Annotated in this window: 16 protein-coding genes, 1 tRNA gene and 1 other RNA gene; 12 read left to right on the top strand and 6 right to left on the bottom strand. The window is 44.1% G+C overall.

What is annotated here, in order from left to right; genetic code table 11:
• Positions 1-178: 178 nt before the first annotated feature.
• The gene (locus tag H6571_10585; protein MCB9324169.1) at positions 179-415 is read right to left on the bottom strand and encodes a hypothetical protein; all 237 of its coding nucleotides are present in this window, start codon (positions 413-415) and stop codon (positions 179-181) included.
• 252 nt (positions 416-667) lie between these two features.
• Here H6571_10585 and mfd point away from each other — a divergent pair, with 252 nt between their 5' ends.
• From mfd to rnpB, 4 genes are all read left to right on the top strand, one after another.
• Complete coding sequence (gene mfd, locus H6571_10580; protein ID MCB9324168.1) at positions 668-4,054, top strand: transcription-repair coupling factor; 3,387 nt, start codon at positions 668-670, stop codon at positions 4,052-4,054.
• A 162-nt stretch (positions 4,055-4,216) separates the two neighbouring features.
• A complete protein-coding gene (locus H6571_10575; protein MCB9324167.1) occupies positions 4,217-4,471 on the top strand; it encodes a type II toxin-antitoxin system prevent-host-death family antitoxin in 255 nt (84 codons plus the stop codon).
• Between the two features lie 10 nt (positions 4,472-4,481).
• Positions 4,482-4,736: a Txe/YoeB family addiction module toxin gene (locus tag H6571_10570; protein ID MCB9324166.1), complete on the top strand. Its 255-nt coding sequence runs from the start codon at positions 4,482-4,484 to the stop codon at positions 4,734-4,736.
• A gap of 56 nt (positions 4,737-4,792) precedes the next feature.
• Positions 4,793-5,208: RNase P RNA component class A (rnpB, locus tag H6571_10565), an RNA gene on the top strand.
• A gap of 101 nt (positions 5,209-5,309) precedes the next feature.
• Here rnpB and porV read toward each other — a convergent pair.
• Together porV and porU are read right to left on the bottom strand one after the other, a co-directional pair.
• Positions 5,310-6,509 (bottom strand): type IX secretion system outer membrane channel protein PorV, encoded by a 1,200-nt coding sequence (gene porV, locus H6571_10560; GenBank protein ID MCB9324165.1) that lies wholly within the window; start codon positions 6,507-6,509, stop codon positions 5,310-5,312.
• Between the two features lie 431 nt (positions 6,510-6,940).
• The gene (porU, locus tag H6571_10555) at positions 6,941-10,804 is read right to left on the bottom strand and encodes a type IX secretion system sortase PorU (protein MCB9324164.1); all 3,864 of its coding nucleotides are present in this window, start codon (positions 10,802-10,804) and stop codon (positions 6,941-6,943) included.
• A gap of 181 nt (positions 10,805-10,985) precedes the next feature.
• Between porU and H6571_10550 the strand changes: the two genes are divergently transcribed.
• From H6571_10550 to H6571_10540, 3 genes are all read left to right on the top strand, one after another.
• Positions 10,986-12,014 carry a type IX secretion system membrane protein PorP/SprF gene (locus H6571_10550; protein ID MCB9324163.1) on the top strand — a complete coding sequence of 343 codons (1,029 nt, stop codon included), beginning with the start codon at positions 10,986-10,988 and terminating at the stop codon, positions 12,012-12,014.
• Between the two features lie 304 nt (positions 12,015-12,318).
• On the top strand, positions 12,319-13,821 hold the full coding sequence (locus H6571_10545) for an SUMF1/EgtB/PvdO family nonheme iron enzyme (protein ID MCB9324162.1): 1,503 nt from the start codon (positions 12,319-12,321) through the stop codon (positions 13,819-13,821).
• A 112-nt stretch (positions 13,822-13,933) separates the two neighbouring features.
• Entirely contained in the window at positions 13,934-15,214 is a 1,281-nt protein-coding gene (locus tag H6571_10540; protein MCB9324161.1) for a UDP-N-acetylmuramoyl-tripeptide--D-alanyl-D-alanine ligase, read from the top strand.
• A 123-nt stretch (positions 15,215-15,337) separates the two neighbouring features.
• On the opposite strand, the gene H6571_10535 is transcribed toward H6571_10540, so the two are convergent.
• Positions 15,338-16,306 (bottom strand): XdhC family protein, encoded by a 969-nt coding sequence (locus H6571_10535; GenBank protein MCB9324160.1) that lies wholly within the window; start codon positions 16,304-16,306, stop codon positions 15,338-15,340.
• Between the two features lie 558 nt (positions 16,307-16,864).
• Between H6571_10535 and H6571_10530 the strand changes: the two genes are divergently transcribed.
• The 4 genes from H6571_10530 (at position 16,865) to H6571_10515 (ending at position 22,604) form a co-directional block, all read left to right on the top strand.
• The gene (locus tag H6571_10530; GenBank protein MCB9324159.1) at positions 16,865-19,294 is read left to right on the top strand and encodes a TonB-dependent receptor; all 2,430 of its coding nucleotides are present in this window, start codon (positions 16,865-16,867) and stop codon (positions 19,292-19,294) included.
• Positions 19,295-19,473: 179 nt separating this feature from the next.
• Positions 19,474-20,913, top strand: a complete 1,440-nt coding sequence (locus tag H6571_10525) for a BamA/TamA family outer membrane protein (protein MCB9324158.1) — start codon at positions 19,474-19,476, stop codon at positions 20,911-20,913.
• Between the two features lie 12 nt (positions 20,914-20,925).
• The gene (locus H6571_10520; GenBank protein ID MCB9324157.1) at positions 20,926-21,807 is read left to right on the top strand and encodes an NAD kinase; all 882 of its coding nucleotides are present in this window, start codon (positions 20,926-20,928) and stop codon (positions 21,805-21,807) included.
• 41 nt (positions 21,808-21,848) lie between these two features.
• Positions 21,849-22,604, top strand: coding sequence for a cyclase family protein (locus H6571_10515; protein MCB9324156.1), 756 nt, complete (start codon positions 21,849-21,851; stop codon positions 22,602-22,604).
• A 211-nt stretch (positions 22,605-22,815) separates the two neighbouring features.
• Here the strand turns inward: H6571_10515 and H6571_10510 are convergent, their stop codons facing one another.
• The gene (locus H6571_10510) at positions 22,816-23,883 is read right to left on the bottom strand and encodes a Fic family protein (GenBank protein MCB9324155.1); all 1,068 of its coding nucleotides are present in this window, start codon (positions 23,881-23,883) and stop codon (positions 22,816-22,818) included.
• A 373-nt stretch (positions 23,884-24,256) separates the two neighbouring features.
• Between H6571_10510 and H6571_10505 the strand changes: the two genes are divergently transcribed.
• Complete coding sequence (locus tag H6571_10505; GenBank protein ID MCB9324154.1) at positions 24,257-25,984, top strand: T9SS type A sorting domain-containing protein; 1,728 nt, start codon at positions 24,257-24,259, stop codon at positions 25,982-25,984.
• Positions 25,985-26,057: 73 nt separating this feature from the next.
• Here the strand turns inward: H6571_10505 and H6571_10500 are convergent.
• Positions 26,058-26,131: transfer RNA gene (locus H6571_10500), tRNA-Met, on the bottom strand.
• Between the last annotated feature and the right edge of the window lie 253 nt (positions 26,132-26,384).

Genomic DNA, 26,384 nt, shown 5'->3' with positions numbered 1-26,384 from the left:
AAAGGCCATGAAAATCCGTGTTCATTTGTTTCACCCGTTCAATCCGTGTTCTATTCTACCCAATCAGAAATTATGGAACACAGGCGGAACGCTTCCCTTGATGTCAAAAAAAAATACAGGCGTCCCGAAATTCACGCAATGTGAAACGGGAACACCTGCTTTATAAAAAAGGTCCAATTTATTGCTCCAAAGCTTTTAGCTGTTTTTCAAGAGCGAGAAGCTTATTTTCCATAGTAGTTATTTGCTCTGGTTGCCGGAACTGCTTACCGGGTTTATTTCGGGTGGCGATCTTTGCCCCTAAAAACAAGGCAACCCCTAATGCCTGGCGAACCGTTTTTTTTTCATTGAACCCATGATGTATTAATAAAATAGTTTTGACAAAGCAGTAAAATGACTGCAGGTCAAAAAAGGCCATATCAATGGCTACTCAAAACATGGTCTCAATGGATGTCAAAAGAAGTGTTGTGGAAAATAATCAGGAAAACAGATCCATCTGGCAAAAAAAGTCTACAAAATAAGAAGTGGTTCAAGTTACAAAATCCACGGGTAATTTCCAAATAACAGCAGGCAGGAATGGGGTTGAAAGAATGCCACTCCCTCGGCCCATTCCATCGTTAATTTTATTTTTTATCCAATTAAATTTACCATTTTCCTTACCTTCGTTCCCGTGAAAAATTTAGAGCGTTTGCTGGATATTTTCCAGACAGATAAACGCACCGAGAAGATCGTCAGGGCTTTGAGCCCAACGAAGCCGTCTGCTTCGGGAAAACCAGCCAGGTTACAATTAAAAGGAATGGTGGGTTCACAGGAATGCTTTGTCCTGTCCGGAACGATCCGGGCAGAAACGGGTCATCATTTATTCATCGCCACCGATAAGGAAGATGCCGCTTACATCCTGAATACCCTGGAAGGGATCTTTGATCAGCGGTCGGTGCGCTTTTTCCCCGACTCCTTCCGTCGCCCATTGTATTTTGAAGTGATGGACAATACCAACATCCTGCAACGGACGGAGACCATCAACAAGATCACTTCGGCTTCGGGAAGTGAGATCATCGTCACCTACCCTGAAGCGCTTTTTGAGAAGGTGGTTGAACCCAGATTTTTAGAAGAGCATCGCATTGAAGTAAAAGTAAAGGAAGTACTTGATGTACCTACCTTAACGGATATTTTAGTGGAATTCGGGTTCTCCCGCGAAGAGTTCGTTTATGAACCCGGGCAATTTTCCATCCGGGGAGGTATTGTGGATGTATTCTCTTATGGCAACGATTACCCTTACCGGATTGAGCTGTTTGACGAAGAGGTGGAAAGTATCCGGACCTTTGACCCCACCACCCAATTATCGGTCAAATCCATTTCCCGGTTGTCGGTCATTCCCAATATTCACACCAAATTTGAACAAACACAAAAAGTATCCCTGTTCCAGGTGTTGCAGCAGGAGACGAATATCTGGATCAAGGATTTTCAGATGCTGATGGACCGGCTCGAGATGTGTCTCAAAAAAGCCGCCGAATTTTCCAAATCGCTCACCATCCTGGATGAAGGGGAGCTGGCCACCATCTTCCGCGACCGGGCGTTTATAAGGCCTGATGAGGTGATCGGCGATATTGAAAAGCACAACCTGATCTTCATCGGTTCTCCCAAAATTCCAGTTCCTATAGACGAGGTGTTGCAATTTAATTCAAAACCCCAACCCAGTTTCAACAAAAATTTCAACCTGCTGATTGATAACCTGAAAAAGAATACAGCGGCACAATTTGAAAATTTTGTTTTTACTGACAGCACCAAGCAGGTGGAGCGTTTTTATTCTATTTTTGAAGACCTAGATGCGCAGGTCGATTTCCACCCGGTGACCAAAGCCATCCATGAAGGATTTATCGATCCGGAGATGAATATTGCCTGTTATACCGATCACCAGATTTTCCAGCGTTTTCATCGCTATAAACTCAAAAAAGGATTCACAAAAGATAAGGCCATCAGCCTTCGGATGCTGAGGGAACTCAAACCGGGAGATTTTGTCACCCATATCGATCACGGGGTAGGGCGGTTTTCCGGACTGGAAAAAATTGACATTAACGGACATGTACAGGAGTCGGTAAGAATTTTTTATAAAAACAATGATGTCCTGTATGTGAGTATCAATTCCCTGCACAAAATCACCAAATACGTAGGGAAGGAGGACACGATTCCACAACTCAGCAAACTGGGATCCGATGCCTGGAAGCGGCTCAAGAATAAGACCAAAGCAAAGGTTAAAGACATTGCCAGCGAGTTGATCAAACTCTACGCAAAAAGAAAAGCTTCCCAGGGATTTGCTTTCCCGGAGGATGGTTATATGCAAAACGAGCTCGAAGCTTCTTTTCTTTACGAAGATACTCCCGATCAGTTCAAAGCCACTAATGATGTGAAGGCAGATATGATGAGCCCGAATCCTATGGACCGGCTGATCTGCGGAGATGTGGGCTTTGGCAAAACGGAAGTAGCCATTCGGGCGGCTTTCAAAGCCGTAATCGGGGGCAAGCAGGTAGCCATCCTGGTGCCTACCACTATTCTTGCACTACAGCATTATCGTACCTTCGGCGAACGCCTCAAGGAATTCGGCGTTTCAGTCGATTACATCAACCGTTTCAAAACGGCTAAAGAAAAAAAAGACGTTTTCAACAAACTCAAGGAAGGAACATTGGATATCGTTATCGGCACCCATGGCCTGTTGGGTAAAGATGTCGGATTCAAAGACCTCGGGTTGTTTATCATCGATGAAGAGCAAAAATTCGGGGTGGTGGCAAAAGAAAAACTGAGGAACATGAAAGTGAATGTCGATACCCTGACCCTGACGGCCACCCCCATCCCCCGGACGATGCAATTTTCGCTTATGGCGGCTCGTGATCTTTCCATCATTCGGACGGCACCGCCCAACCGCCAACCTATTCATACGGAGGTGCGTATTTTTAGCGAGGAACTGATAAGGGAGGCCATTTATTACGAAGTGAATCGAGGCGGACAGGTATTTTTTGTGCACAACCGCGTGAAGTCACTCCCCGATATGGCGGCGATTATCCAAAGGCTTTGTCCGGATGTGGTGGTTGGGATTGCTCATGGTCAAATGGAAGCCAGGAAACTGGAAACCGCCCTGATGGATTTCATCGAAAAGAAATACGATGTACTCGTGTGCACCAACATCATTGAGACGGGACTGGACATTCCCAACGCCAATACGATGATGATCAATAATGCCCACCAATTCGGGATGAGCGATCTGCACCAATTGCGCGGACGAGTGGGACGATCGAATCAAAAAGCTTTTTGTTACCTGTTTAGTCAACCGATGTCCGTTTTGTCTTCGGATGCCCGGAAAAGGCTGAAAGCACTGGAGGAACATTCGGAACTGGGCAGCGGTTTTGAGATTGCCATGCGTGACCTTGATATTCGGGGTGCCGGCAATTTACTCGGAGCCGAACAGAGTGGGTTCATTTCAGAAATAGGTTACGAGACCTTCCAGCGTATTTTGGCGGAAGCGATACAGGAACTCAAAGAAAATGAGTTCCGGGACCTCTTCAAAGAAGAAATGGAAAAAGAGAGAACCTATGTTCACGATGTACAGATCGAAACCGATGTGGAGATGCTCATCCCCGATGAATACGTCAGCAACATACAGGAAAGACTCAGCCTTTATTCCCAACTCGATGCCCTGGAAACAGAGGAGGCTATAGATAACTTCACCAAAATGCTGGTTGACCGGTTCGGGACTTTGCCGAAACAAGTCAAAGAACTTTTCAACGGATTGCGTCTACGCTGGCACTGCAAAAGACTGGGCTTTGAACGGGTCATTCTCAAAAATAATAAACTGCGCTGCTATTTTATTGATAACCCTCAATCTCCCTTTTACGAAAGTGCCGTCTTTAAACAGATCATGGCTTTTCTTTCCGAGGGTGGAAAAGAACTGGGCCTGCACCTGAAACCATCCCTCAAATACCTGATCATGGTAAAAGACGACGTCTCCTCACTCAAGGCAGCGGAGTTGTTGTTAAAAAAACTGGAAGGGAAGCTGGGAGAGTAGGTGGTGGACGGGAAACGGATTGGCGGTAGACGTCTTGTACGTGCCTGAAAATAGGTCGGCCACTGGTAGTAAATAATAGATTAAAAACAAAGAATTGTTAAATATTGTACAACAACCTTGTACATTGGGTTCGTTTGGATTATATTTGTAAAAAATAAAATCATGGATGTAACCTCCTATAGTCATTTTCGGCAAAAACTTAAATATTACCTGGATCTTGTTTTTGACAAACACGAGCCAGTTCACGTAACCCGCCAAAACGGAGAAGACGTAATTGTTATGCCCAAAAGTGATTATGATGCCATGCAGGAAACTTTTTATTTATTGAGAAATCCAAAAAATGCTGAACGATTGTTAAAGGGCATTAAGCAGTACGAAGAGGGAAAGGGAACGGAGAGGGAGTTGATTGAGGCGTAATCTGTTCGGCATGAAAAAGATATTCTTAGATACTGGTTGGGAAGATTATTTATACTGGGTAAATAACGATAAACAGATTCTTAAAAAGATCAATAGCCTAATCAAAGAAATTGAACGCACACCTTATGAGGGGACGGGTAAACCTGAAGCACTAAAATATGATTTGACTGGGTGGTGGTCCAGGCGTATCAATTTTGAACATCGTATTGTCTACAAGGTGGAAGTTGAATCGCTTTATATTGTACAATGCCGTAATCACTACTAATAAACTTTTCTCCCCATTCCCCGGAACTTTACCTAAAAGAATTTAATTTTACATTTGCTACGGGCTACTCTGTCGCGGTTCGATGAAAATCGAAATGAGGAAAGTCCGGACAACGCAGGGTACCACACCAGCTAACGGCTGGGGTCGCGACACTTGTGTCGGGATACAGAAAGTGCAACAGAAAATATACCGCCTTCGGGTAAGGGTGAAAACGTGCGGTAAGAGCGCACGGCCGGGCTGGTAACAGTTCCGGTTGGTAAACCTTGTGGGTTGAAATGCCATGTACATTCGGATCATCTCAAAGGGAAGGTTTCCTTCCCGGAGGGAAGTCAGGCTTACCCGGCCTGTTTTTCGCAAGGAAAGTTCGAAGGGGTAGGCAGATAGATCTTCGGCGCGAGCCGGAGGGTAGATAAATGACAGAGATGTTGCTTCGGCAGCATTACAGGATCCGGCTTATTGGCCCGTAGCATTTTAATAACAAAGAGGCCTCTGAAAATTTATTTTCAGAGGCCTCTTTGTTATAATCTGGTGGTTGCCAATATTCTCATAAATAACCAGTAACAAGTAACCAGACTATTCCCCCGCATCAAAAGCACTGAAGTCAAACAACAGGGAGAAACGCAGCGTATTGTCCAAAGGATTACGTTGGGTGGTCGTAGGAACGAGGTAAGAAATGTTCATTCCAAAGATATTGTATTTCAAGCCCAGTCCAACGGTAAAATATTTCCTGTTGCCTTTTTGAGCGTGCTCGGCGAAGTAACCGGCTCTCACAGCAAATTGCTTATCGTACCAGTACTCTACTCCAAAGGAGTACATGAGCTCTTTCAACTCTTCACTGAATCCTTCCGGAGCATCACTAAACGAGGTGAAAATACCCTTGATGGAGCCGATCTCTTTATAGTCAGGACCGTTACCGTCTGTATCACAACCGTCTCCCTGGCAAGGAGTTGGCACCAATAACTTGTTGATATCAGTAGCGATGGTCAGGGTGTTGTAATCATCGATCTGCCATTCATAAGCCGCACCGATTCCAAGGTTGGTAGGGATAAAATCCTTAAGCAAAGATCTGGTGTAGGTTACTTTTGATCCTATATTGGTGATGGCCAATCCGAAATTTAGGTTGTCGCCTGATTTCATTTCATTTTGATAATATACAGAAAGGTCGGCAGCACCTGCAAGCGCCGGCTCAATCACATCCCCTCCCTCGGTTTGTTGGCCTGAAGCAAGGTTGGAATAGATGAATTTTCCTGTTAAAGCAGCAGAAAAATCATCGGTAAGTTTACGGGAATAGGCCAGGGCAACTTCAAACTCATTGGGTTTGCCGGTGTTGAGCGCCATTCCGTTAGCGTCTGTAAACTGAATGCTCCCCAATGAAAAATAGCGAAGGCTATATCCAATGGCTTGAAGATCACCCGTTTTTACAAAACCCGATAAATAAGCCAGATAAACATCATTCAATCCCAATGAACGCAACCACGGAGTATAGGTGGCTGACAAACCTGCTTTATCTTCAATAAAAGCAAGTTTGGAGGCATTGAAGTGCATGGAATTTGCATCCGGAGAAATCGCCAGTCCTACATCACCCATCGCCCCTGAACGAGCATCGGCAACGATACGTAGGAAAGGTACTGCCGTTAAAACAGCGTTGGTACATGGGGTGCCGTCGAGGTTGTAGTATTTACCATTCTCCTCATAGCAGTATTGGGCTTCAGCTGATTGGTAAAAGCCGAGCATAACCATTAAAAAAGTAGTAGTAATAATTAAATTCTTCATGAGATATTCAAGCATTTAATAATGAATTACAAAATATTTAAACACCGATTTATCTGCTTTAAAATTTTAAATTTATCATCCCGGCCCGATAGGTTTCCCGTTGGCGGGATTTCCTTTTGTTTGGTTTTAAATTTATAATTTCTTCCAGTGTTTTATTTTCTGTTGATAAATCGTTAGTTCTATTATCGATGTAAGGTATTTTTCAAAAATCGCTGCAAATATACTATTCCTATTTGTAATGGTATATCTGGCGAGCAAGATCAGGCCTATTTATTAAAGAAAACGGTAATTATGTCTTCATTTTCAATAGGTTTTACTTAATTGTTTAGGTATTTGTTGCAATAACTGAATACATACTTTTTATAGTAATTAATCCTGCTGTTTTTCCTAACAATCAAAGACCCTGCCACTTTTACGTTTAAAAGCAATTTTTATTTTAAGATAACTAATTTTTCAAACGCACTTTCTCCTTTTAAATCATTGCTTCCCGTATTTTTAACTTTTGTCAGCACTTTATAAATATAAACGCCCTTTCCAATACGGTCACCGTAGTCGTCCCTTCCATCCCATTCAATGCAATCATCCTGTCGGATGGCGCCGTCAGTAATGAGCGTTTGTTCAATGGTTTTGATCAGCCTGCCTGATACCGTATAAATGCGGATCAGGACGTCCATTTCAGCCCCCGGCATATTGTGGTCGAACTGGAAGCAGGTATGATCAAAAAACGGATTAGGATAATTGAAGACATGCTCCAGTGCGATATTGGCGCTGGAGGCCACGACAAACTCCGTGTAGCCTTCGGCCGAATTATTGGCCACATCCCAGGCTTTTATCCTCATGGTGTGTCTGCCTTCTTCCAGTTTGGAAAGCGGGTATTTGACCATTCCCTTGGTGTAATCGTCCAACTCAGCTTCATAAAAATCGTTGAGCACCAAAGTGTTCTGTGTATTGTCATCCACCAGCCCTTCCAAATCGTGGCCGATACTGTTGCCCACCACGTTGATGCCGTTATCGTCGGATAGTTTGACCAATAAAGTCGGATCACTGTTGGTGATGCCTCCGAAAACGAAATCTTCTGTATTCATAAAAACTTCCACCTGAGGTCCCTGGTCGTCGGCAAATCCTGCGGGGGAGATCCCTCCGATGATGATGTCTTTGGAGTATCCGTCTGCATCGATCATCTGGTTGGGGTCAGCGGCGTAATAACTGATCTTACCCGCCCCGAATTCATAATTTATATCTTTGGGAATAATGCAGTTAAAGGAAAAGTGCCCGTTGATCACCGTAGCCCTTCCTTTGAATAATACATTTTTCTGAATTTTAAAATTCCGGAAAGGACTTCCTGAATCCTGCTGAAGGGTGGAATAAGTTTGATCTTTGTCGTAGATCGTCGGGTAAATAGTGCCATTGAAATTGTCAAAAATACTGCCATCAGTTTTTAAGACAACGCCCTCGATGACCACCTGTTGCAGCGCACGGATCGTATCGGGTTCGGAAGTGGAAACATCATTGCCGTTTATTTTGGTGGTGATAATATTGTATTGAGGCACGGCCACTACTTGCGAGGGGTCGCCCATCAGGGCAAACTTGCGGGAATTTAATCCTGTTGAACTGGCCACCATGTTTTTGGCTTCAATGAAGACATCACCGAGGGTTTTTTTATGATCGCTGGCCGGGGTCAGAAGTTGACGAATCGTCTCATTGGTTAAGGTAGAGTTCGCATTGGCGTAAACGGCCCGGGTGGTGGTAAAAAGCGCAATGGCACCCCCATGGGCATTGAGAAAAGTCTGCTCTCCCGCCGACACAAAAGAGGGGTCATCAAAGGCCGTAAAAGAACAGGTGGCTGTGATGAACAACGGGAAATGGTCTTCGTTTTTCCAGTTCAGAATATCGGAAATATTCAGAATACGCTCCTGCGCCCATCCTTTAGGTCCGCCATGGCCGAGATACGTTACGGCCAATACGCCCTTGAAAATGGACTTGTTCAGGCTGGTCGTTACCGCTGGAGAACGCTCCCCGGCAGAGGTCGAAACCTGGGGAAAGGCATCGATAAATAATTTATCCACATTAAAGGAAGGGAATTCATCGCGGACGATATCTGCCGCCATGTTCGCGTCGTCAAAATGCGTACCTGAGTCTTCGTCATCCCCCAGGAAAACCATACGGGTGCGCCAGTCTTTCATCCGATCGGGATGGTTGTCATACATGATGACCTTTTCGACAATTTCCGCAGCCTTTTCTTCATTGGTAACCGGAAACCTGCCTACACCAATGCTCATATTACCTCCCAGTGGATCATTGGAGGAATCGTGGTAAAGGATGCCTACATAATCATCCGTCGGGAAATTGAACAATGGGTTCGAACTGTCCCGCTCAAAGGTTGGAATAAAATGATTGTTCAAACCGTAAATATTGCGGAAATCAAAAGAAGCATCCCCAAAGAGCAACATGTGCTTAAAGTTAGCGGAACGGTCGTAAAGCATGCGCGCAAAATCACGAATGGCGGTAGGATCCTGACGTCCGGAAGAGAATTCATTGTACAACTGATCAATGCGGACAAGTGCCACATTATAGTTGTTGTGGCTGCTTCGGTGTTCGGCAAACTGGATGGCCTGGGTTTCGAATTCCTCCGGGTAAATAACCACCAGGTCAGCATCGGTTAAGCCGTGAATATTTTGGTTGTCGATCTTGTCGATGAATTCGGGTTGCATTAATCCCTGTGAGGGATCAAAGGCAATGAAATTTTTTAAAGAAGTGGTCGCTGCATTGAATTGCAGGGTGCTGCCATTTAAGGTTACGGCCTGCTGCCGTACCTGCAGGGGTTCCGTAATATCCCATACCTGGATATTGTTACCGGCTCCGGCCAGGTTAAAAGTGGTGGCCTCCTGTCCTATGCTGCTGATGTCACGAAAATGCATCTGTTCTCCTGCCATGATCAGTTGTCGCCGGGCGTTGATCTGAATGTAATCCAGCCAGGCTTCGCTGGGCTGAGAAGTATTGGGCAGCGGGTAGGTTACGGTGATATCGATATCTCCTGAATTCAGCGTGACATCCTGATCGATGGTCGCAAGTTTGTAATAATCGATGATGTTGTCGTTTTTTCCCGAGAGTACAGAGATCGCTCCGGCATAGGAACTGCTTAAGGTCTGTCCATTTATGATCAGATTGAACCGGGAACTGACATCAGCCCTGAGCGGCATTTGTGCTTTTAATTTAACAGGAACCGAAGTGACCAGGTTGGGAATACTGAATATATTATCGTAATCATAGGTTCTGGCCACCTTAAAATAATCGCCAAACCATTGTTGACCGGAACCTTCCGCTCTGTCCCATTCATGGAAGACATTTAATTTTTCCTGCTCGAAGCGCATATAATCATCAAATTCGCTGGTGGAATAATCGGCAGCAGGCAAACTGTTCTGGACAGGAACGCGCAATCCGTTGCCGGCGCTGATCTTCAGGAAATAATAATTTTTTGTATCGTAAATGTTTTGTTCTCTTTCGAAAATCTGATTGGTTTCATTGAACGTCCATTTATTGGCGCCTTCCGCATAAAAGAGGATATAGTCACCGGAATCAAAGCTGCCATCTTCTTCTCCGGCGATCCTGATGGCATTTTCCACCAGGTCATCGGAACGTTCCGCTTCAGTATAAAAAGGTAGTTGTCCACCTTCGTTACCGTAAATCTTTATCGTTCTGGGGTCAATATTATCAATGGCGATGCCCATTTGAGTTTTCAGAAAATTATAGGACAGCTTATAAATACCCGTTGCGGGAATGGCCAGTTTGTAAATATCGCCATTGGAAAGGGCCGAAATTTCAGTATTTTCGGGTCCCCTGAAAGAGGTAACCGGCTCAGAAGTAAACCTGATCCGAAACTGGAAAGCGGTGAGGCGTTCGTATTGGCCGTTTCTTTTTACAATTGGAATAAAAGCGATCTTTCCGTAATAGGCATTTCGGTCACGGCCCACTACTGTATGGAAATCGAGCCTTTCTCCAAGATGTTTGTCGGCAATCGTCGTTTGCATGGAAAAAGGTTCGTATTGGGTGCTAAGTATTTCCACCTCAAAACGGCCATTGGAAGGCAGATCAAATTGTTTAAGGTAGTAAGGAAGGCCATCATAGAGATCGGAGGTGATGCCTCCGTCGAATTTCCAGATTTCGACGGTTTCATCGCCAATGGTAAACGGAGCAGCAGTTGCTTCCCATTTCAACTGTCCGGAAATGACAAATTGCGAAAAGGCGCTTATCTGGCAAAACAGTGCCAGGAACAGGAGAGTAGTCTTTATTTTCATAATAAATTGCTTAGCGTAAAAGTTGTACATACGCGAATGTCCACTATAAACGTTATCAAAACGTTAATGCATGTTGCATATTGTCAAATTTAACATTCCTGACGACTTTAGGTCGCATAGATTACCTTTATAATGTTGCAAATGTCTTGAAAAAATCGTTTTTTGCTGGAAATTACATACTATGATCCGAAAAATAATTTTTTTATCTGTTTTGCTTTTTCCAATGGTCGGTTTTGGGCAGGATCCTGTTTTTAGCCAGTTTTTTTCCACCCCGCTTCAGCTTAACCCTGCTTTTGCCGGGGTGACTTATGCGCCGCGTATTACGTTGAATTACAGAAACCAATATCCCAACTGGCCCAATGCCTATGCTACTTATGCTGCTACTTATGAACAATCGGTCGAAGCATTAAACAGTGGTTTTGGATTAATAGTTTTGAGCGATGCCGCCGGAGACAAACTGTATAAGAGCACCCGTATCTCAGGCGTTTTCGGTTACAAGGTACGGATCAAAAGGGAGCATGTCATAAAGTTTGGGGTTCAGGCCGGCATCATCCAATCTTATATCGATTGGGACCGGTTGGTCTTTCCTGATCAGCTGGATGAGATTTATGGGGAAACCGATTCGGGCGGGAATCCCATCATTAGTGAAGAGAACAGGCCTGAATCGCTCAATAAGATCACTCCGGATATTTCGGCGGGCATCATGTATTACAGTCCTGATTTTCACATAGGCTTATCCGTTAAACATCTCAATTCTCCTGATGAAAGCCTGTTGCAGATCAATAATAACCTCCAGGCGGGGTTGCCCCTGAGGTTCACTGTCCACGGAGGGTTTGAAATTACACTCGATCAGGGCAATAATAGCAGACCTCCGACGTTTATATCACCAAATTTAATGTTTGTAAAACAAGGAGATTTCGGACAGATCAACGGAGGTGTTTATGCTGGGATGAGGCAGTTTTTCGGAGGACTTTGGTATCGGCACACTTTCTCCAACCCGGATGCAGTAATAGCTCTTGTCGGATACAGGGTGGGTGTTTTGAGGTTTGGATACAGTTATGACCTCACGATTTCGAACCTTGCCAGCGCTCCCGGAGGAACAGGAGGAACCCATGAAATCTCATTAAGTTTCAACTTTGAAGACAGCAAAGAGTTCAAACGTAAAAAAGCAGCAATGCGTTCTACGGACTGTTTTAATTTTCTGAACTAGCTTTGTTAAAAAAAAAAATAATTGATTTTTAAGCCCGGAATATTTTTTAAGCTGAATATATTGCACCAAATTTGGGGCCCGGAATATTTTTTTAACCTGAAATACGATAAAACCACACTGGTTGCCTATAGATTTTTTGTTAAAAAACAATAATTTTAAATGAAAGGGGTTTATCAATAATGATAGATTGCTGACAAAACGTGAATTAAAGAGGGCTATAAGTGTTAAATTTCGAGTAGTCTGACATAAAAAAAACATTTTCACTATATTTGCTCGTCATTTCTCAAAAATTTAAGGAAGGAAAATGAAAAATTTGTTGAAATTAAACGCAATCCTTTTCGGGATTGTACTCGTGTTGAGCTCATGTGGCCGCAGTGAGCGTTCTGACATTACAGGTTGGAAGGTCAATGACCAAAAATGGGGCGGCTTTGAAAAACAGTCTGATTATAAAGGTCAGGAAGCCGGTCCAAACCTCGTACTCATTGAAGGGGGTACGTTCACCATGGGAAATACTGAACAGGATGTTTTGTACTCCTGGAATAGTATTCCAAGAAGGGTGACGGTTTCTTCATTCTACATGGATGAAACAGAGGTGTCAAACAGCAATTACAGAGAGTATTTGTACTGGCTTGATCGAGTATTCGGTGAAAGCTATCCGGAAGTACGCTTGAATGCTCTGCCTGATACGCTCGTTTGGCGTGAGGAACTTTCTTACAACGAACCTTATGTTGAAACTTATTTCCGCCACCCGGCTTATGATGATTATCCGGTGGTAGGGGTCAACTGGTTGCAAGCCGTTGACTTCTGTAAATGGCGTACCGACAGGGTAAACGAAATGATTCTTGTGGAAAAAGGTATTCTCAACCTAAACCCTGATGAGCAGATCGATGATGAAAACTTCAACACTGAAGCTTATCTCCTCGGTCAGTACGAAGGAAATGTTCGCAAGAACCTTAAAGACCTTCGCACCGGTGGTGAGCGTAGAGTGCGTTTTGAAGACGGAATCGTGCTTCCTGAATACCGCCTGCCTACTGAAGCAGAGTGGGAGTATGCCGCACTGGCATTACAGGGTAACCAGATCGGTGGCGTTGATGAATTGATCTCTGACAGAAGAATTTATCCTTGGAACGGCAATACAGTACGTTACCAAAAACGTGATAAGCAACAGGGTGAAATTCTTGCCAACTTCAAAAAAGGACATGGTGATTACATGGGTCTTGCAGGTAAATTGAATGACAATGCCTGTCCTACAGCTCCTGTTCGTTCTTACCTTCCTAATGACTTTGGTCTGTATAATATGGCCGGTAATGTGAATGAATGGACGCTTGACCTTTTCAGACCATTGACCAGTATCACTTTGAGTGATGCCCAGGGCCATGACCTGAACCCTTACCGGGGTAATAAGTTCAAGAAAAAAGTGTTGGACGAAAATGGATTGCCGGATGGTACAGACAGCCTTGGACGTATTCGTTACGAGTATGTTGAGGATGATGAAGCTGCCGATCGTGAAAATTACAAGCGTGGACAGGTGTATAACTATATGGACGGTGACCAGGAGTCACAGGCCGTTTACGAATATGGCAAGTCCACTCTGATCAGTGATAAGGCTCGCGTTTTTAAAGGCGGCGGATGGGATGACAGAGCCTACTGGCTCGCTCCTGGAGCTCGTCGTTACAAAGATGAAGATAAAGCTTCCCGTGACATCGGTTTCCGTTGTGCAATGGTTAGAGTGGGTGCGCCTTCTGGTAATGACCAGGTGAGTGGCAACCAGTTCAAAACCAAAAAAAGAGGAAAAAGAAGATATTAGGAAAGTTAAAATGAGTAATTTAAAAGTTATCATTTAAATTTTCATAAAAAGTCCCTTTTGGCGTAGCCAATGGGGACTTTTTAGTTTTACAAACAACCGAACTAATTTTACCATGGATATCCGTTCTTTATACAATATTTATCAAAAACACCCCAACGTTTGCACTGATTCCCGGGCCGTAAAACAAGGGGATCTTTTTTTTGCGCTGAAAGGAGAAAGCTTTGATGGCAATAAATTTGCTGCCGGAGCACTTGAACAAGGGGCTGCTTATGTGGTCATCGATGATGCTCAGTATAAACAAGATGACCGATTTATATTGGTCGAAGATGTTTTACAAACTTTGCAAGAACTCGCTCGTCATCATCGCCGTCAATTCACTATCCCTGTCCTCGGTCTTACCGGTTCGAATGGTAAGACCACTACCAAAGAACTGATCGCTGCGGTGCTGGAGCAAAAATACAGGATCCATGCCACCCGAGGGAATTTCAATAACCACATCGGCGTCCCGCTGACCCTGCTTTCCATGCCCCAGGATACGGAACTTGCCGTCATCGAAATGGGCGCCAACCACCTGCGGGAAATAGCCTTCCTTTGTGCCATTGCAGAGCCTACTCATGGATTGATTACCAATGTGGGTAAGGCACACCTGGAAGGCTTTGGCAGCTTTGAAGGGGTACGAAAGACTAAAGCTGAAATTTACAACTGGCTTGTCGGAATCGATGGCGTCGGTTTTGTCAATCAAAATGAACCTTACCTGGAGGAGATGGCCCAAGCGGTGCAGCAAAAGGTCTTTTATGGAAAAGATGGCGTGGCAGAACTCGCAGGCGCTTCTCCTTTTGTGGAATTTTTTATGACCGACGGAGCAGAAAAAGTAAAGGTGAAAACTCAAATTATCGGCGCTTACAATTTTAATAATATCCTGACGGCCATCACTATTGGCCAATTTTTTGGTGTTCCTGACGAAGCCATCCGGTCAGGGCTGGAAAATTATCTGCCCCAAAACAATCGCTCCCAATTAATGGAAAAGGACGGCAATACCTATATCATGGATGCCTATAATGCCAATCCGGTAAGCATGGAAAAGGCTTTGCTCAGTTTTTCGGAAATGGACCAGGCCGGAAAAAGAAAAATAGCGATCCTCGGGGATATGCGCGAATTGGGGAGTGTCAGTGAGGAGGAACACCGTAAAATGGTAAGCCTTGTCCAAAACCTCCAAATTGATACCGTAGTATTTGTCGGCCCTGAGTTTGCAAAGGTGACCAAAGAGGGGAACCATATTCATTTTGACCACGCCGCCGAGGCTAAAACCTGGTTTAAAAAAGAAGCTCCTTCCGGAGCATTAATCCTGCTCAAAGGTTCCCGGGGGATTCGATTGGAAGAAGTTGTTTCTTAAGGAAAAAAGGACCTAAGGAAACAACGAACACTTTAAAAATAAATTGACCTATTTTGGGGAGGACTCCTCTTCAGGGATGGGGCGAAGCGGCGGCAGATAGGTCAATTTATTTTTATCAGGCCTTTAAGTCCTCCCGTTCTTCAATCCAATAATCTGCGCTGATATACTGATGCTGATCTCTTCCGCCGTTTTACTGCCAATGTCAAGCCCGATCGGTGCGTGGATGTGTTCCAGGGCTTTGGCCTCAACGCCTTCCGCGATCATTGCCTCAAAAAGGCGTTTCGTTTTAGCTTTGCTGCCCATCATGCCCATATAGGTGAATTTTCGTTGGAGCAGTTGTTCCAATACAATTTTATCGGTGCGATAGCCGAAAGTCATGATGATGAGATAGTCCTCAGGCTGGCTGTCCAGATTTTGTCCGATGGCTTCGTATGGCACGATTATTTTTTCATGGGCGTAAGGATTGCGCTCCATAGTGATGAGGTCTTGCCGGTTATCATAATTGATCACATGAAAATCGAGCATGGCCATGGTGCGGCAAACCGCCAGTCCCACATGGCCGCCACCGACGATATGGACAACGGGCTTTCTGAATTTGCGTTCCCGGTAAATCCATTGATCATCATTCTGGTAGTTAAAAAAGAGGGGAGGAGAAGAAGGGACAATTGGGAGTACCCGTAATCCTTTCGGATGAATTTCCAGGAAGATTTCCCGATTGCCTTCGTCAAACAGTGATATGACCTCCAGTCTTTCCGGGGTAATCGGAACCAGTACCAACCATTGCATACCTGAACAAATCATACCCGATCGGTCCTCAGACCGGGAGTCATCGTGATATTGTTTTTTGATCAGGATTTGTGTGTCGCCCCTTTGTAACAGCTCACGGCCCAGTTCCACCCATTTGTGTTCCATAATGCCGCCGCCGATGGTGCCGGTGAGGTCGCCGTCGGAAGAAATAGCCATTTTAAAGCCCTGTCTGCCCGGGGAACTTCCCTCACTTTCTGTTACCAAAAGCAGTAAGGTGGCGAGGTTGTGTTTATTTTTTTCTACGATGAAATTCCAGACGTTCATAGAGCAAATATAATAATTCAATATTCGTTTAATTTTTTCCAGGGCTTAATATAATTTCTTAAACCAAAATATTCTAACTATGAGGAAAAACGAAATGATGCTTTTAGGAGTATTTGCGATGACAATGCAAATAATAAGACATAGATACAAATCCAGGTAGAATCAAATTTTCCGCTTTGGATTTTTTTAATAAAACAGTATATACATTTAATTATCAAAGAAGAAGACTGGAATAAATACAATGAGTTACCTCTGGAACAACTTCTTTTACAACATCCTTTTACCAGTGAAATTTTTTAATTACATCAATCAAATTAATTATTGTCAGGTTAGCTAAACGGTTAAGTTATAACTGACAGAAGTCAGACAGTGTAGTCTATCGCAACTTGCGTTAATTACTTGTCATTCGTAAATCCATCTTTTTATTAATTTATCTCCCTGCCACATGTTTACCCATTTATCCCCGCCATTTGTCGAAAAAAATGAATCTGTCAGGGGTAATACCTCTATTTTTGCATCGTATTTATAAAATGAATATTGGGCACACATTGAACACCTGATATTTTAAAATCACCTGACATGAAAAAATTAATTAGCTTGACTGCTATGCAGTTATGCCTGAGCCTCTTTATGTGGGCACAGGATTCAGCCGGCAGCGTCCACGGCTCAGTAATGGACGCCACTCACGAACCTTTGGCGTTCGCCAATCTTTTACTTTTCGATGCAACAGACAGTACGCTGGTGAAAGCAGAATATTCTGCTGAAGACGGCTCCTTTAAGATGCGTAATATTGACCCCGGGCAATACTGGCTCAAGGCAAGTTTTGTCGGATTTCCGGATTTTATCTCCGACGTATTATCCGTTCAGGCCAACAAGATCACTGAAATACCGATGGTGGTACTGGATAATGAAGGGACGGAACTGGCAGAAGTGGTAGTGACGGCCTTAAAGCCGCTCATCGAGGTGAAGCCTGATAAAACGGTCTTCAATGTGGAAGGCAGTATCAATGCTACCGGCAACACGGCTTTTGATTTACTTCGCAAAGCCCCCGGGCTGGTAGTGGATAACAACGACAATATTATCCTGCTCGGCAAAAGCGGTGTCCGGATTTTTATTGACGGGCGGCCTTCTCCGCTGAGCGCGGATGACCTGGTAGAAATGCTCAAGGGCATGCAGTCCGATCAGATCGAAGCCATTGAAATCATTACCAATCCTTCTGCAAAATACGAAGCGGAAGGCAATGCCGGTATCATCAACATCCGGATGAAAAAGGACAAACGCAATGGAACCAATGCCAATTTGAGCCTGGGATATACGGTGGCCGTTTTTCCTAAATATAATGGTTCTCTGGGCATCAACCACCGCAATAAACATATGAACGCTTTTGGTTCCTATTCTTACAATACAGGGAATCGACGCAACTTTTTTAATTTGTACCGCGAACAATTGGGCATGGTGTACGACCAGCGCAATATCAGAACGGCTGATTATGCCAACCATAACTTTAAAGCAGGTGCGGATTATTTTCTGAATGATAAAAACACCGTCGGTTTTTCTGTGGGTGGTTTTGTCAGCGACAGGAACGACCTGAATGACGGGCGCACAGAGATATCCCTGGCTTCAAGCGATATCATTGATAGCCTTTTACTCGCCACCAGCAGGAATAGTTCCATGACGAGCAATATGGATTATAATGTGAATTATCAGTTTGATGGAGGAACCGGTACGATCTGGAACTTCGATGCCAATTACGGACAATTCCGCAGGGATGGTGATGCCTACCAACCCAACCTGTACACCAGTCCGGATGAAAAGGTAGTTTATGCCGAACGCATTTTTAGGAGCGAAACGCCAACCGATATTGACCTGCTGAGTTTCAAACTGGATCATGAACGCAACCTTTTGGGCGGCAAACTCGAAACGGGGTTGAAATTCGCCAATGTAACCACTGACAATACCTTCAATTTTTACAATGTAGAGGGAGCATCAAACGTATTGGATACGGATAGAAGCAATAACTTTGTCTATAAGGAGAATGTCGGGGCGGCGTATTTCAACTTCCAGCGGCAGTTTGAGAAATGGAGTATCCTGGCAGGATTAAGGGCCGAGCAGACCCGATCAGTAGGAACACTTTCAAGTTCACAGACCAATGAAAATGATGAGGTGAAACGTTCTTACCTGGACTTTTTCCCTTCGGGAGGGGTCACTTACCAGGCCAGCCCCAAAACGACCTGGAGGTTGAATTACAGCCGTAGGATCACCCGTCCGAGTTATCAGGATCTCAATCCTTTTGAATACAAACTCGATGAGTTGACTTACCAGCGCGGCAATCCTTTTTTGCAACCGCAGTACACTCAATCCGTGCAATTGACGCATTCGTTCAATTACCGTTACAATACGACTTTGAGCTACAGTTTTACCAATGATTATTTTACGCAGATCATCGATACTACTGAGACGAGCCGGAGCTTTATTACCAATAAAAACCTGGCCAGCCAGCAGGTCATTTCCCTGAATTTCGGGGCGCCGATCACCATCACGAAATGGTGGAATGTTTATGCCAATGTCAATGCCTATCAACAATTGAACAAAGCCGATTTTGGAGAAGGGAAAATTGTCAATGTAAAGGTAAATGCATTTAACATTTATAATCAGCACACCTTCATGTTGCCCAAAGGAATCTCTCTCGAACTTTCAGGATTTTATAACTCACCCTCTGTTTGGGGAGGTACTTTCCGGACGAAATCCATGTGGAGCGTTGAGGCAGGCCTGAAGATGAAAGTATTAAATGACAGAGGAAACATAAAAATCGCTGTAGGAGATATTTTCAACACCATGCAATGGTCGGGGAACAGTGATTTTGGCGGAGTAGCTATTGCGAACAGTGGAAGCTGGGAAAGCCGTAGGCTGAGCGTTAATTTTTCTTATCTTTTCGGAAATGAAAAAGTCAAAACACGCAATAGAAAAACCGGCATTGAAGATGAACAGAACCGGATAAAATCGGAGTAATTAAGTTTATTCCTTCCAGAAGAAATGAATCATCCCGAATTTGATCTGATTAGATGGAATTCGGGATTTTTTATATTTAATTTTTCATCCGACGTTATTATATCTACTTACCCGTAATTTATAGAACTAAAGTTGCAAACCACGCCCGAGTTCATTTTCTTTGTTGAAAATATAGGGCATTGCATTCCAAAAACTACACAACGTCGTATTTCTCCCTGAAAATCAGCAGCACCATTCTGCTTTCTTTCCTGTTTTTGGCAATCGCTCTCCCTGCCCAGAATCAAAAAGTCGTTATAGATCAAATTACCGTTTCCGGAAATGACCACACCAAACCAGGCGTTATTTTTCGGGAATTATTATTTCAGAAGGGAGACAGTGTTTTCATTGAGGAGCTCCCGGAAAAGCTGGAACGCAGTGAGGAATCTTTGCTGAATACAAGCCTTTTTACCAAAGCGGAAATTTTTTTTAAAAACTGGGAGGGGCATTCCAATAAGGTACATATTCAGGTTGAAGTGCAGGAAGCCTGGTATATTTTCCCAGTGCCTATCTTTGAATGGATCGACAGAAATTTCAATGTGTGGTGGGTTGAGCAGCATCGGGATCTGGATCGTATCAACCTCGGGATAGATTTCACCCATATCAATCTCGCGGGGAGGAGGGACAGGCTCAATTTTCAGGCCAAATACGGTTATGTGCGGCAGTATGGGTTGAAGTATGCTTTTCCTTACCTGAACAAAGCCAAAACACTGGGGCTGGACGGCCAGGTTTCCTACCAGAAAAAAAGAGAAATTAACTTTCTCACCGAAGGCAATAAACAACTTTTTTATGAAGACCGGGATCAATTCCTTTATCAAAAATTCTCGGCAAGGCTCGGAGTTACTTATCGCCCAGGCCACCAGGTCACCCATGAATGGGGATTGTCCTACAACTGGAAATCAGTAGTCTCCTCCGTTTTAGAAGAATTGAATCCGGCATATTTTGCCCCTGGCGGCGGATTGGAACGTGCTTTTAGTTTGTCGTATTCATTCACCTTAGACAAAAGAGATGTTTATGCTTATCCCCTGAACGGAGGGTATTTTCAGGCCAAGGTGACCAAGCCGGGACTGGGGATCTTTCACGACAAGAATATGTTGTTTGTTGCCACCCGTTTCGAGCAATATTTTCAATTCAACGAAAAGTGGAGCAGCGGTTATGATCTTTTTGGGAAAGTTTCCGTGATCCGCACAAGACCACCTTATGAAAATAGCCATATCATGGGGTCAAGTACTACTACAGTACCCGGCTATGAATATTATATCCTGGATGGTATTGACGCTGTTTTACTCAAGGCTTTTTGCCGTTTCCGGGCACTTGATTACCGTCTTGATTTTGGGAGGCTGATGCCTTTTGAAGCCTTTAAAGTCATTCCCTTTAAATTGTATCTTCGGCTAAACAGCGGATGGGGATATGCCAATGATCCTTTCGAGACTGGGGGCAATCCTCTGAATCGCACCCTGCTTTGGGGAGGAGGCCCTGCGCTGGATGTTGTATTTTTTCACGACATTGTCTTTCGTTTTGAGTACAGCTTTAACCACCTTGGCGAAAAAGGGTTATTTTTACATTTTAAGTCCAATCTTTAAATCAGTTCCGGAATGCAAGTAGCCATATTCAGTAGAAAATTCAAGAAAAAAGACCTCCCCTACCTTCAGGATCTGTTCGATGTTCTGTTTGAGGAACAGATCATTCCCTTTATTTACGAACCTTTTTTTGAGGAACTGAAGGAAGTGGTGGATTTCCGTCGCGAGGTTGGTATTTTTGAAAACCACCTGGATTTCAGCGTAAAAAAAATCGACTTTTTTATTACTATGGGCGGAGATGGAACCATCCTGGATGCATTGACTCTTGTGCAGGATAGTGGGGTGCCCATTGTGGGGATCAATCTTGGTCGGCTCGGTTTTTTGGCCAGCATTGAAAAAAAACGGATCCGGGAGGCCATCCTTTCCCTACAAAAAGGGATGTACACCATTCAGGACCGAACCATGCTCTACCTGGAATCCAATTTTCCATTGTTTAACGGACAGCCTTTTGCCCTGAATGATTTTACCCTGCTGAAAAGAGACACCTCTTCCATGATCACGGTACATACTTACATCAATGGCGCTTACCTCAATTCCTACTGGGCTGACGGGTTGATCATAGCTACGCCGACGGGCTCAACAGCTTATTCTTTGAGTTGTGGCGGACCCATCATTTTTCCGGGTTCGGGCAATTTTGTGGTCACTCCTGTTGCGCCACATAACCTCAATGTACGCCCTATCGTGATCCCGGATGATTCGGTGCTTTCTTTTGAAATTGAAGGTCGTACGGAAAACTACCTTTGTACGCTCGATTCGAGGTTTGATGTGGTGACCGTACAGCATCAGCTGGCGATCCGAAAAAATGACTTTTCCGCAAGGATCGTTCAGTTGCACGATGTGCATTTTATGGAAACCCTCCACAAAAAATTGGCATGGGGTACGGATGCGAGAAATTGATTTTAAAGGCTAAAGATTAAAGACTAATGTGAATTGTACGGATGAAAATAAAGCTTATACATAACGGTAAACCCTACCAGGCAGATCTTCAGGTGCCTATTGATATATCAATCCCACTGGACGCAGGAAACGAAACGGTGAATTGTTTTTACGCTCCCCCTCTTGAAGTATCGCCGGTGGTTGCGGGGGATTTTATCGGTTCCACCGAACAGGGCGGTCCGGTCAATTTTATGAACATCAAACTCAACCCGCACGGCAACGGCACCCATACCGAATGTGTGGGCCATATTGCCCGCGAGCGATTTACCATTAACCAATGCCTGAAAACTTTTCACTTTCCGGCAAGGCTGGTTACCGTTACGCCGGAAACATTGGAAAACGGGGACCGCATTATCCTTCGCAGATCATTGGAGCAGGTTTTTCATCACGATGATGTTGAAGCTTTGATCATCCGTACCCTGCCGAATGAAATTTCAAAAATGAAGCGCCATTATTCAGGCACCAATCCGGTATATTTTCACCATGACGCCATCAGTTTTCTCGTTGAAAGAGGCATCAATCACCTATTGACGGATCTTCCTTCCGTGGACAGGGAAGAGGATGGAGGCAAATTGCTGGCTCATAAGGCGTTTTGGAAATATCCGGAAGATATTCGTCGATCCGCTACGATCACTGAGTTGGTTTATGTGCCGGATGTCGTGACGGATGGTCTGTACCTCTTGAATGTTCAGATCACAAGTCTTGAAGTGGATGCGAGCCCGAGTAAGCCGGTGATTTACCAGCTGACAAAGCTGTAATAATTTTCCCGTGTTCTGGAGGTTTAAAATGATATTCCTGAGTGGTTAAACCATCAGGGTATAAAAAAAATATGAAAATAAATTACAGGAGAAGGCTCAGGTTAATGGTCTTTTCCTGATGAATTTACAGATTAAGTCTGGAGGTGGAGCCAGTCAGGATAAATTCCATACACTTACCCAATAATTTATCCGGACTGCACCCAAAATGCTATCACACCATCTCCAAATGCTCTTTTAAACTGGCTTCAACCCTATCCAGGATCAGTTGATAAAAAGGAATAGGATCATTTTCCACCTGCACCTTTTCAAGGGTTTGATAATAAGCCAGACGACTATTTTCATCGCCCTTCAAATAGGTAATGGGATAGCCGTTTTTCATGAGGATAAAATTCATGATAAGGCGGGAAGTTCGGCCATTGCCATCTATGAAGGGATGGATGCTCACCAAACGCTCATGCATCTCTGCCGCTACGATTATCGGGTGTAAACTATTTTTAATAATTTGATAATGGATAAAGTAATCCTCCATCATTTTATCCACCAGAAAAGGTTGCGGCGGTAAATGCTCGCTTCCTGAGATGCGGACAGGCACGGTACGATACCTGCCGGCATTGTCGGAATCAATGGACTTTAAAATGAGGCGATGAATATCCAGCAGTGTTCGCTTGTCCAGTTCATTTTTCCCGTTGACGATATCATAAATATAGGTTATGGCCTCCGCATGATTGATCGCTTCGAGATGATCTCTCATGGGTTTGCCTCCAATAGTGAGTCCTTTGTTCACCACGAGTTCTGTCTCCTGGTAGGTGAGGGTGTTGCCTTCAATGCGATTACTCTCGTAGGTGTTTTTGATGGAAAAATATTCGTTTAATTTTTCGAGCTGGATGCCTTTAAGCGGCTTTTTGTTGATCCACTTCGTTTTTAACCGATCTATTCTTTCCAATTGAGTTTGGAGGCTGTCCGGAATTTCGATTTGGATGGATACGGGCGCTCTACGCAAATATTCAACCCTATTCTCCGCGGCCTCCAGAATGGATTGGGGCATATCAGCATACTTCAGTACATCCATTACCTTTTGGATTAAAAACTCTTTATGCAACTCCTGTAACGGCATATCATAGGCTTTCGCCAAAAGCGGTAATTGTTTTTCAGTTGGCATACGGCTCCCATTTTCGATCTTGCTAATGATAGCCTGATCAATCTCACTGACCTGACTGATGTCTTTTATTCGCTTGCCTATGGCCTGTCTTCGTTCTCTTAAAATATTGCCTAAATTCATTTTGACGTTATTTAACATGACAAATTTAGTCATTTTTTTGTGTTTTTCAAATTTTGTCGATTGATTTTTGGTACATAAATTAAAAGGTCTGAAACCCACTATCCAAAGCTTTCATTCTCAACCGTACACTTTTGGGAAAAGACCTGAAAATGTACGGTTGGTGCGCTGCGCGAATATTTCCGCGAAAGGGGACACTAGTGAAATATTGTATTGGATTTTGAAAATGAAAACCGGAAAATTGAACAGCTAAGGATTTTTTGCTATTTTAGTGTTTCTGTTTTTAGGACAAGCATTTCAAACAAAGCCTTTGTCAGGTTAAGCAAAACCCAATTTTTGTTTTCATTTATTCACTATCTACATCAACTATTTTAGGATGAAGCAATTTCTCTTTTCCCTTTTGACGGTTTTGCTGTCTTTTTCCACGATCCTCCATGCACAGAACTGGACGGCAACAGACTGGCAAGGCAATACACAAAGTCCCAGCGATCATTATGGCAAGGCTCTCCTGGTCGATCTTTCCGCTCACTGGTGCCCTCCATGTTGGGATTGGCATTCCACCGGAATCATGGAATCGCTTTACCACGATTTTGGCCCCGGAGGCACTAATGAATTTATGGTATTTTTTATCGATTGTGATTCAGGGTCATCCGTTTCCCAACTCCAGGGAGGAGGAGATTCCATGGGGGACTGGACCGAAGGGACTCCATACCCGATCATCGGACCTAATGGACAGGGACCCTCGGTCGCGTCCCATTACAATTTTGGCGGTTATCCCACATTGTTTTTGCATTGTGGTGCCGGTACGGCTTCAGAGATCTCACGCACTTCAAAGTGGACTTTTTGGAATGATGTACTGACCATGTGTCCGGGGGCTTTTGACAATAAGGTTCATGATGCCACGCTGCTTCTAGTAGAAAGCAAAAGATACATTTGCCCTGGGGAGTCGACGGAATTTTCTGTGGACGTGTACAATGCAGGTACGGCAACGCTAAACACCTTTGATCTGGAGATAAGGGATCCATCGGGCACTTTAGTGCATACGCAAAGTTTTTCGAGCCAGTATATCCAGCACGGAGCTTATAAAACGGTAAACATTTCCTATCCGGCAGCAATGACCGGAACCTGGACCGCCAAGGTGGTCAAGCCCAATGGATTTATAGATTCCAGGCCCAACGGCGATGAAGAAGACATCATTGTGGAAGCAGCCCCGGTCGGCAACAATGCTCAGTTGACCGTGGAAATTGATCCGGATAATTATGCCTCTGAAACCTCCTGGGAAATTATTGATCCGAACGGGGTGGTGATTTTAAACAGTCCGCCTTACTCCGACGGACAATCTACGATACCCAATGCCAATGTAACGGCTACGGAAAATGGCTGCTACCAGTTCAATATTTATGATGCTTACGGGGATGGGATGTGCTGTTCCTGGGGGTACGGTGCCTTCACAGTAAAGTCAGGTAACAATATCATTCTTACGGGCGGAGAATTTGCCAATGAAGCCTTGCACACTTTCCTGCTCAATGACCCCGGCCTGCCGTCTTTGCCAATTTCCTTGGCCTATTTCAAAGTAAAAGAGGCCAACTGCGCGGTGACCCTGGAATGGGCAACGGTTGCCGAAAACAACAACGATAAATTCATCATCGAACGCAGCCCAACCGGATCAAAGTTTGAACCCATAGGAGAAGTGACCGGTCAGGGCTCTACCCTGGAAAAAACGGTTTACACTTTTGTTGATGAAAACCCTCCCGGTAATGCCTATTACCGTTTGCTGCAGGTCGATTTTGATGGAAAGTCTGAGACAAGTAATTCGGTTTCGGCCCAATTAGCCTGTGAAGAAGCATTTAATATCGAGATATTACCCAATATCGTTCGTGATTTATCTACCCTTCATTTTACCGGCGGCGCGGACGATGAATTGGATGTTCAGATCATTTCCGTTCACGGGAAAGTCCTGCAACAATTCAACGTGGAGTATCGGCATCAAAATGCAAAGCAGCAAATCAATGTTGACAACCTGCCGGAAGGGATCTATTATTTACGTGTCCAATCTTCGGGGAACCAGTATCTGGGCATGGAGCCTTTTGTGGTGGGAAGGTAGGCCCGTTTTTGTAAATTGTAAATTGATTTTTGAAAAATTAAAAAAGGATCGTCAAACGACGACCCTTTTTTAGTAGCGTGAGGCGGGCTTGAACCGCCGACCTCATGATTATGAATCATGCGCTCTAACCAGCTGAGCTACCACGCCAGGTGCTATTTTTATTTAGCGGCTGCAAATATAGGGGTTTTTAACATTATTGTGCAAGCCACTTTGTTGATTTTTAATGAATTTATTTCATTGCCCCGCATTCTTTTTTGAAAATCAATCATTTGAGGCCCCAAAACAGGCAATAAAAAGTGGTTTTTATTTTTTTTATCAGGACAAAAGGCGTAATTTTGCGCCGCCGTTTACGGTAAGGGTTTAATTACTTTACTTTCAATAGGTTAGAGTGGTTCTTCCC

The organism is Lewinellaceae bacterium, assembly GCA_020636105.1.
GTDB lineage: Bacteria > Bacteroidota > Bacteroidia > Chitinophagales > Saprospiraceae > BCD1.
The sequence above is the reverse complement of the archived record's forward strand: the minus strand, read 5'-3'. Positions and strand labels throughout refer to the sequence as shown.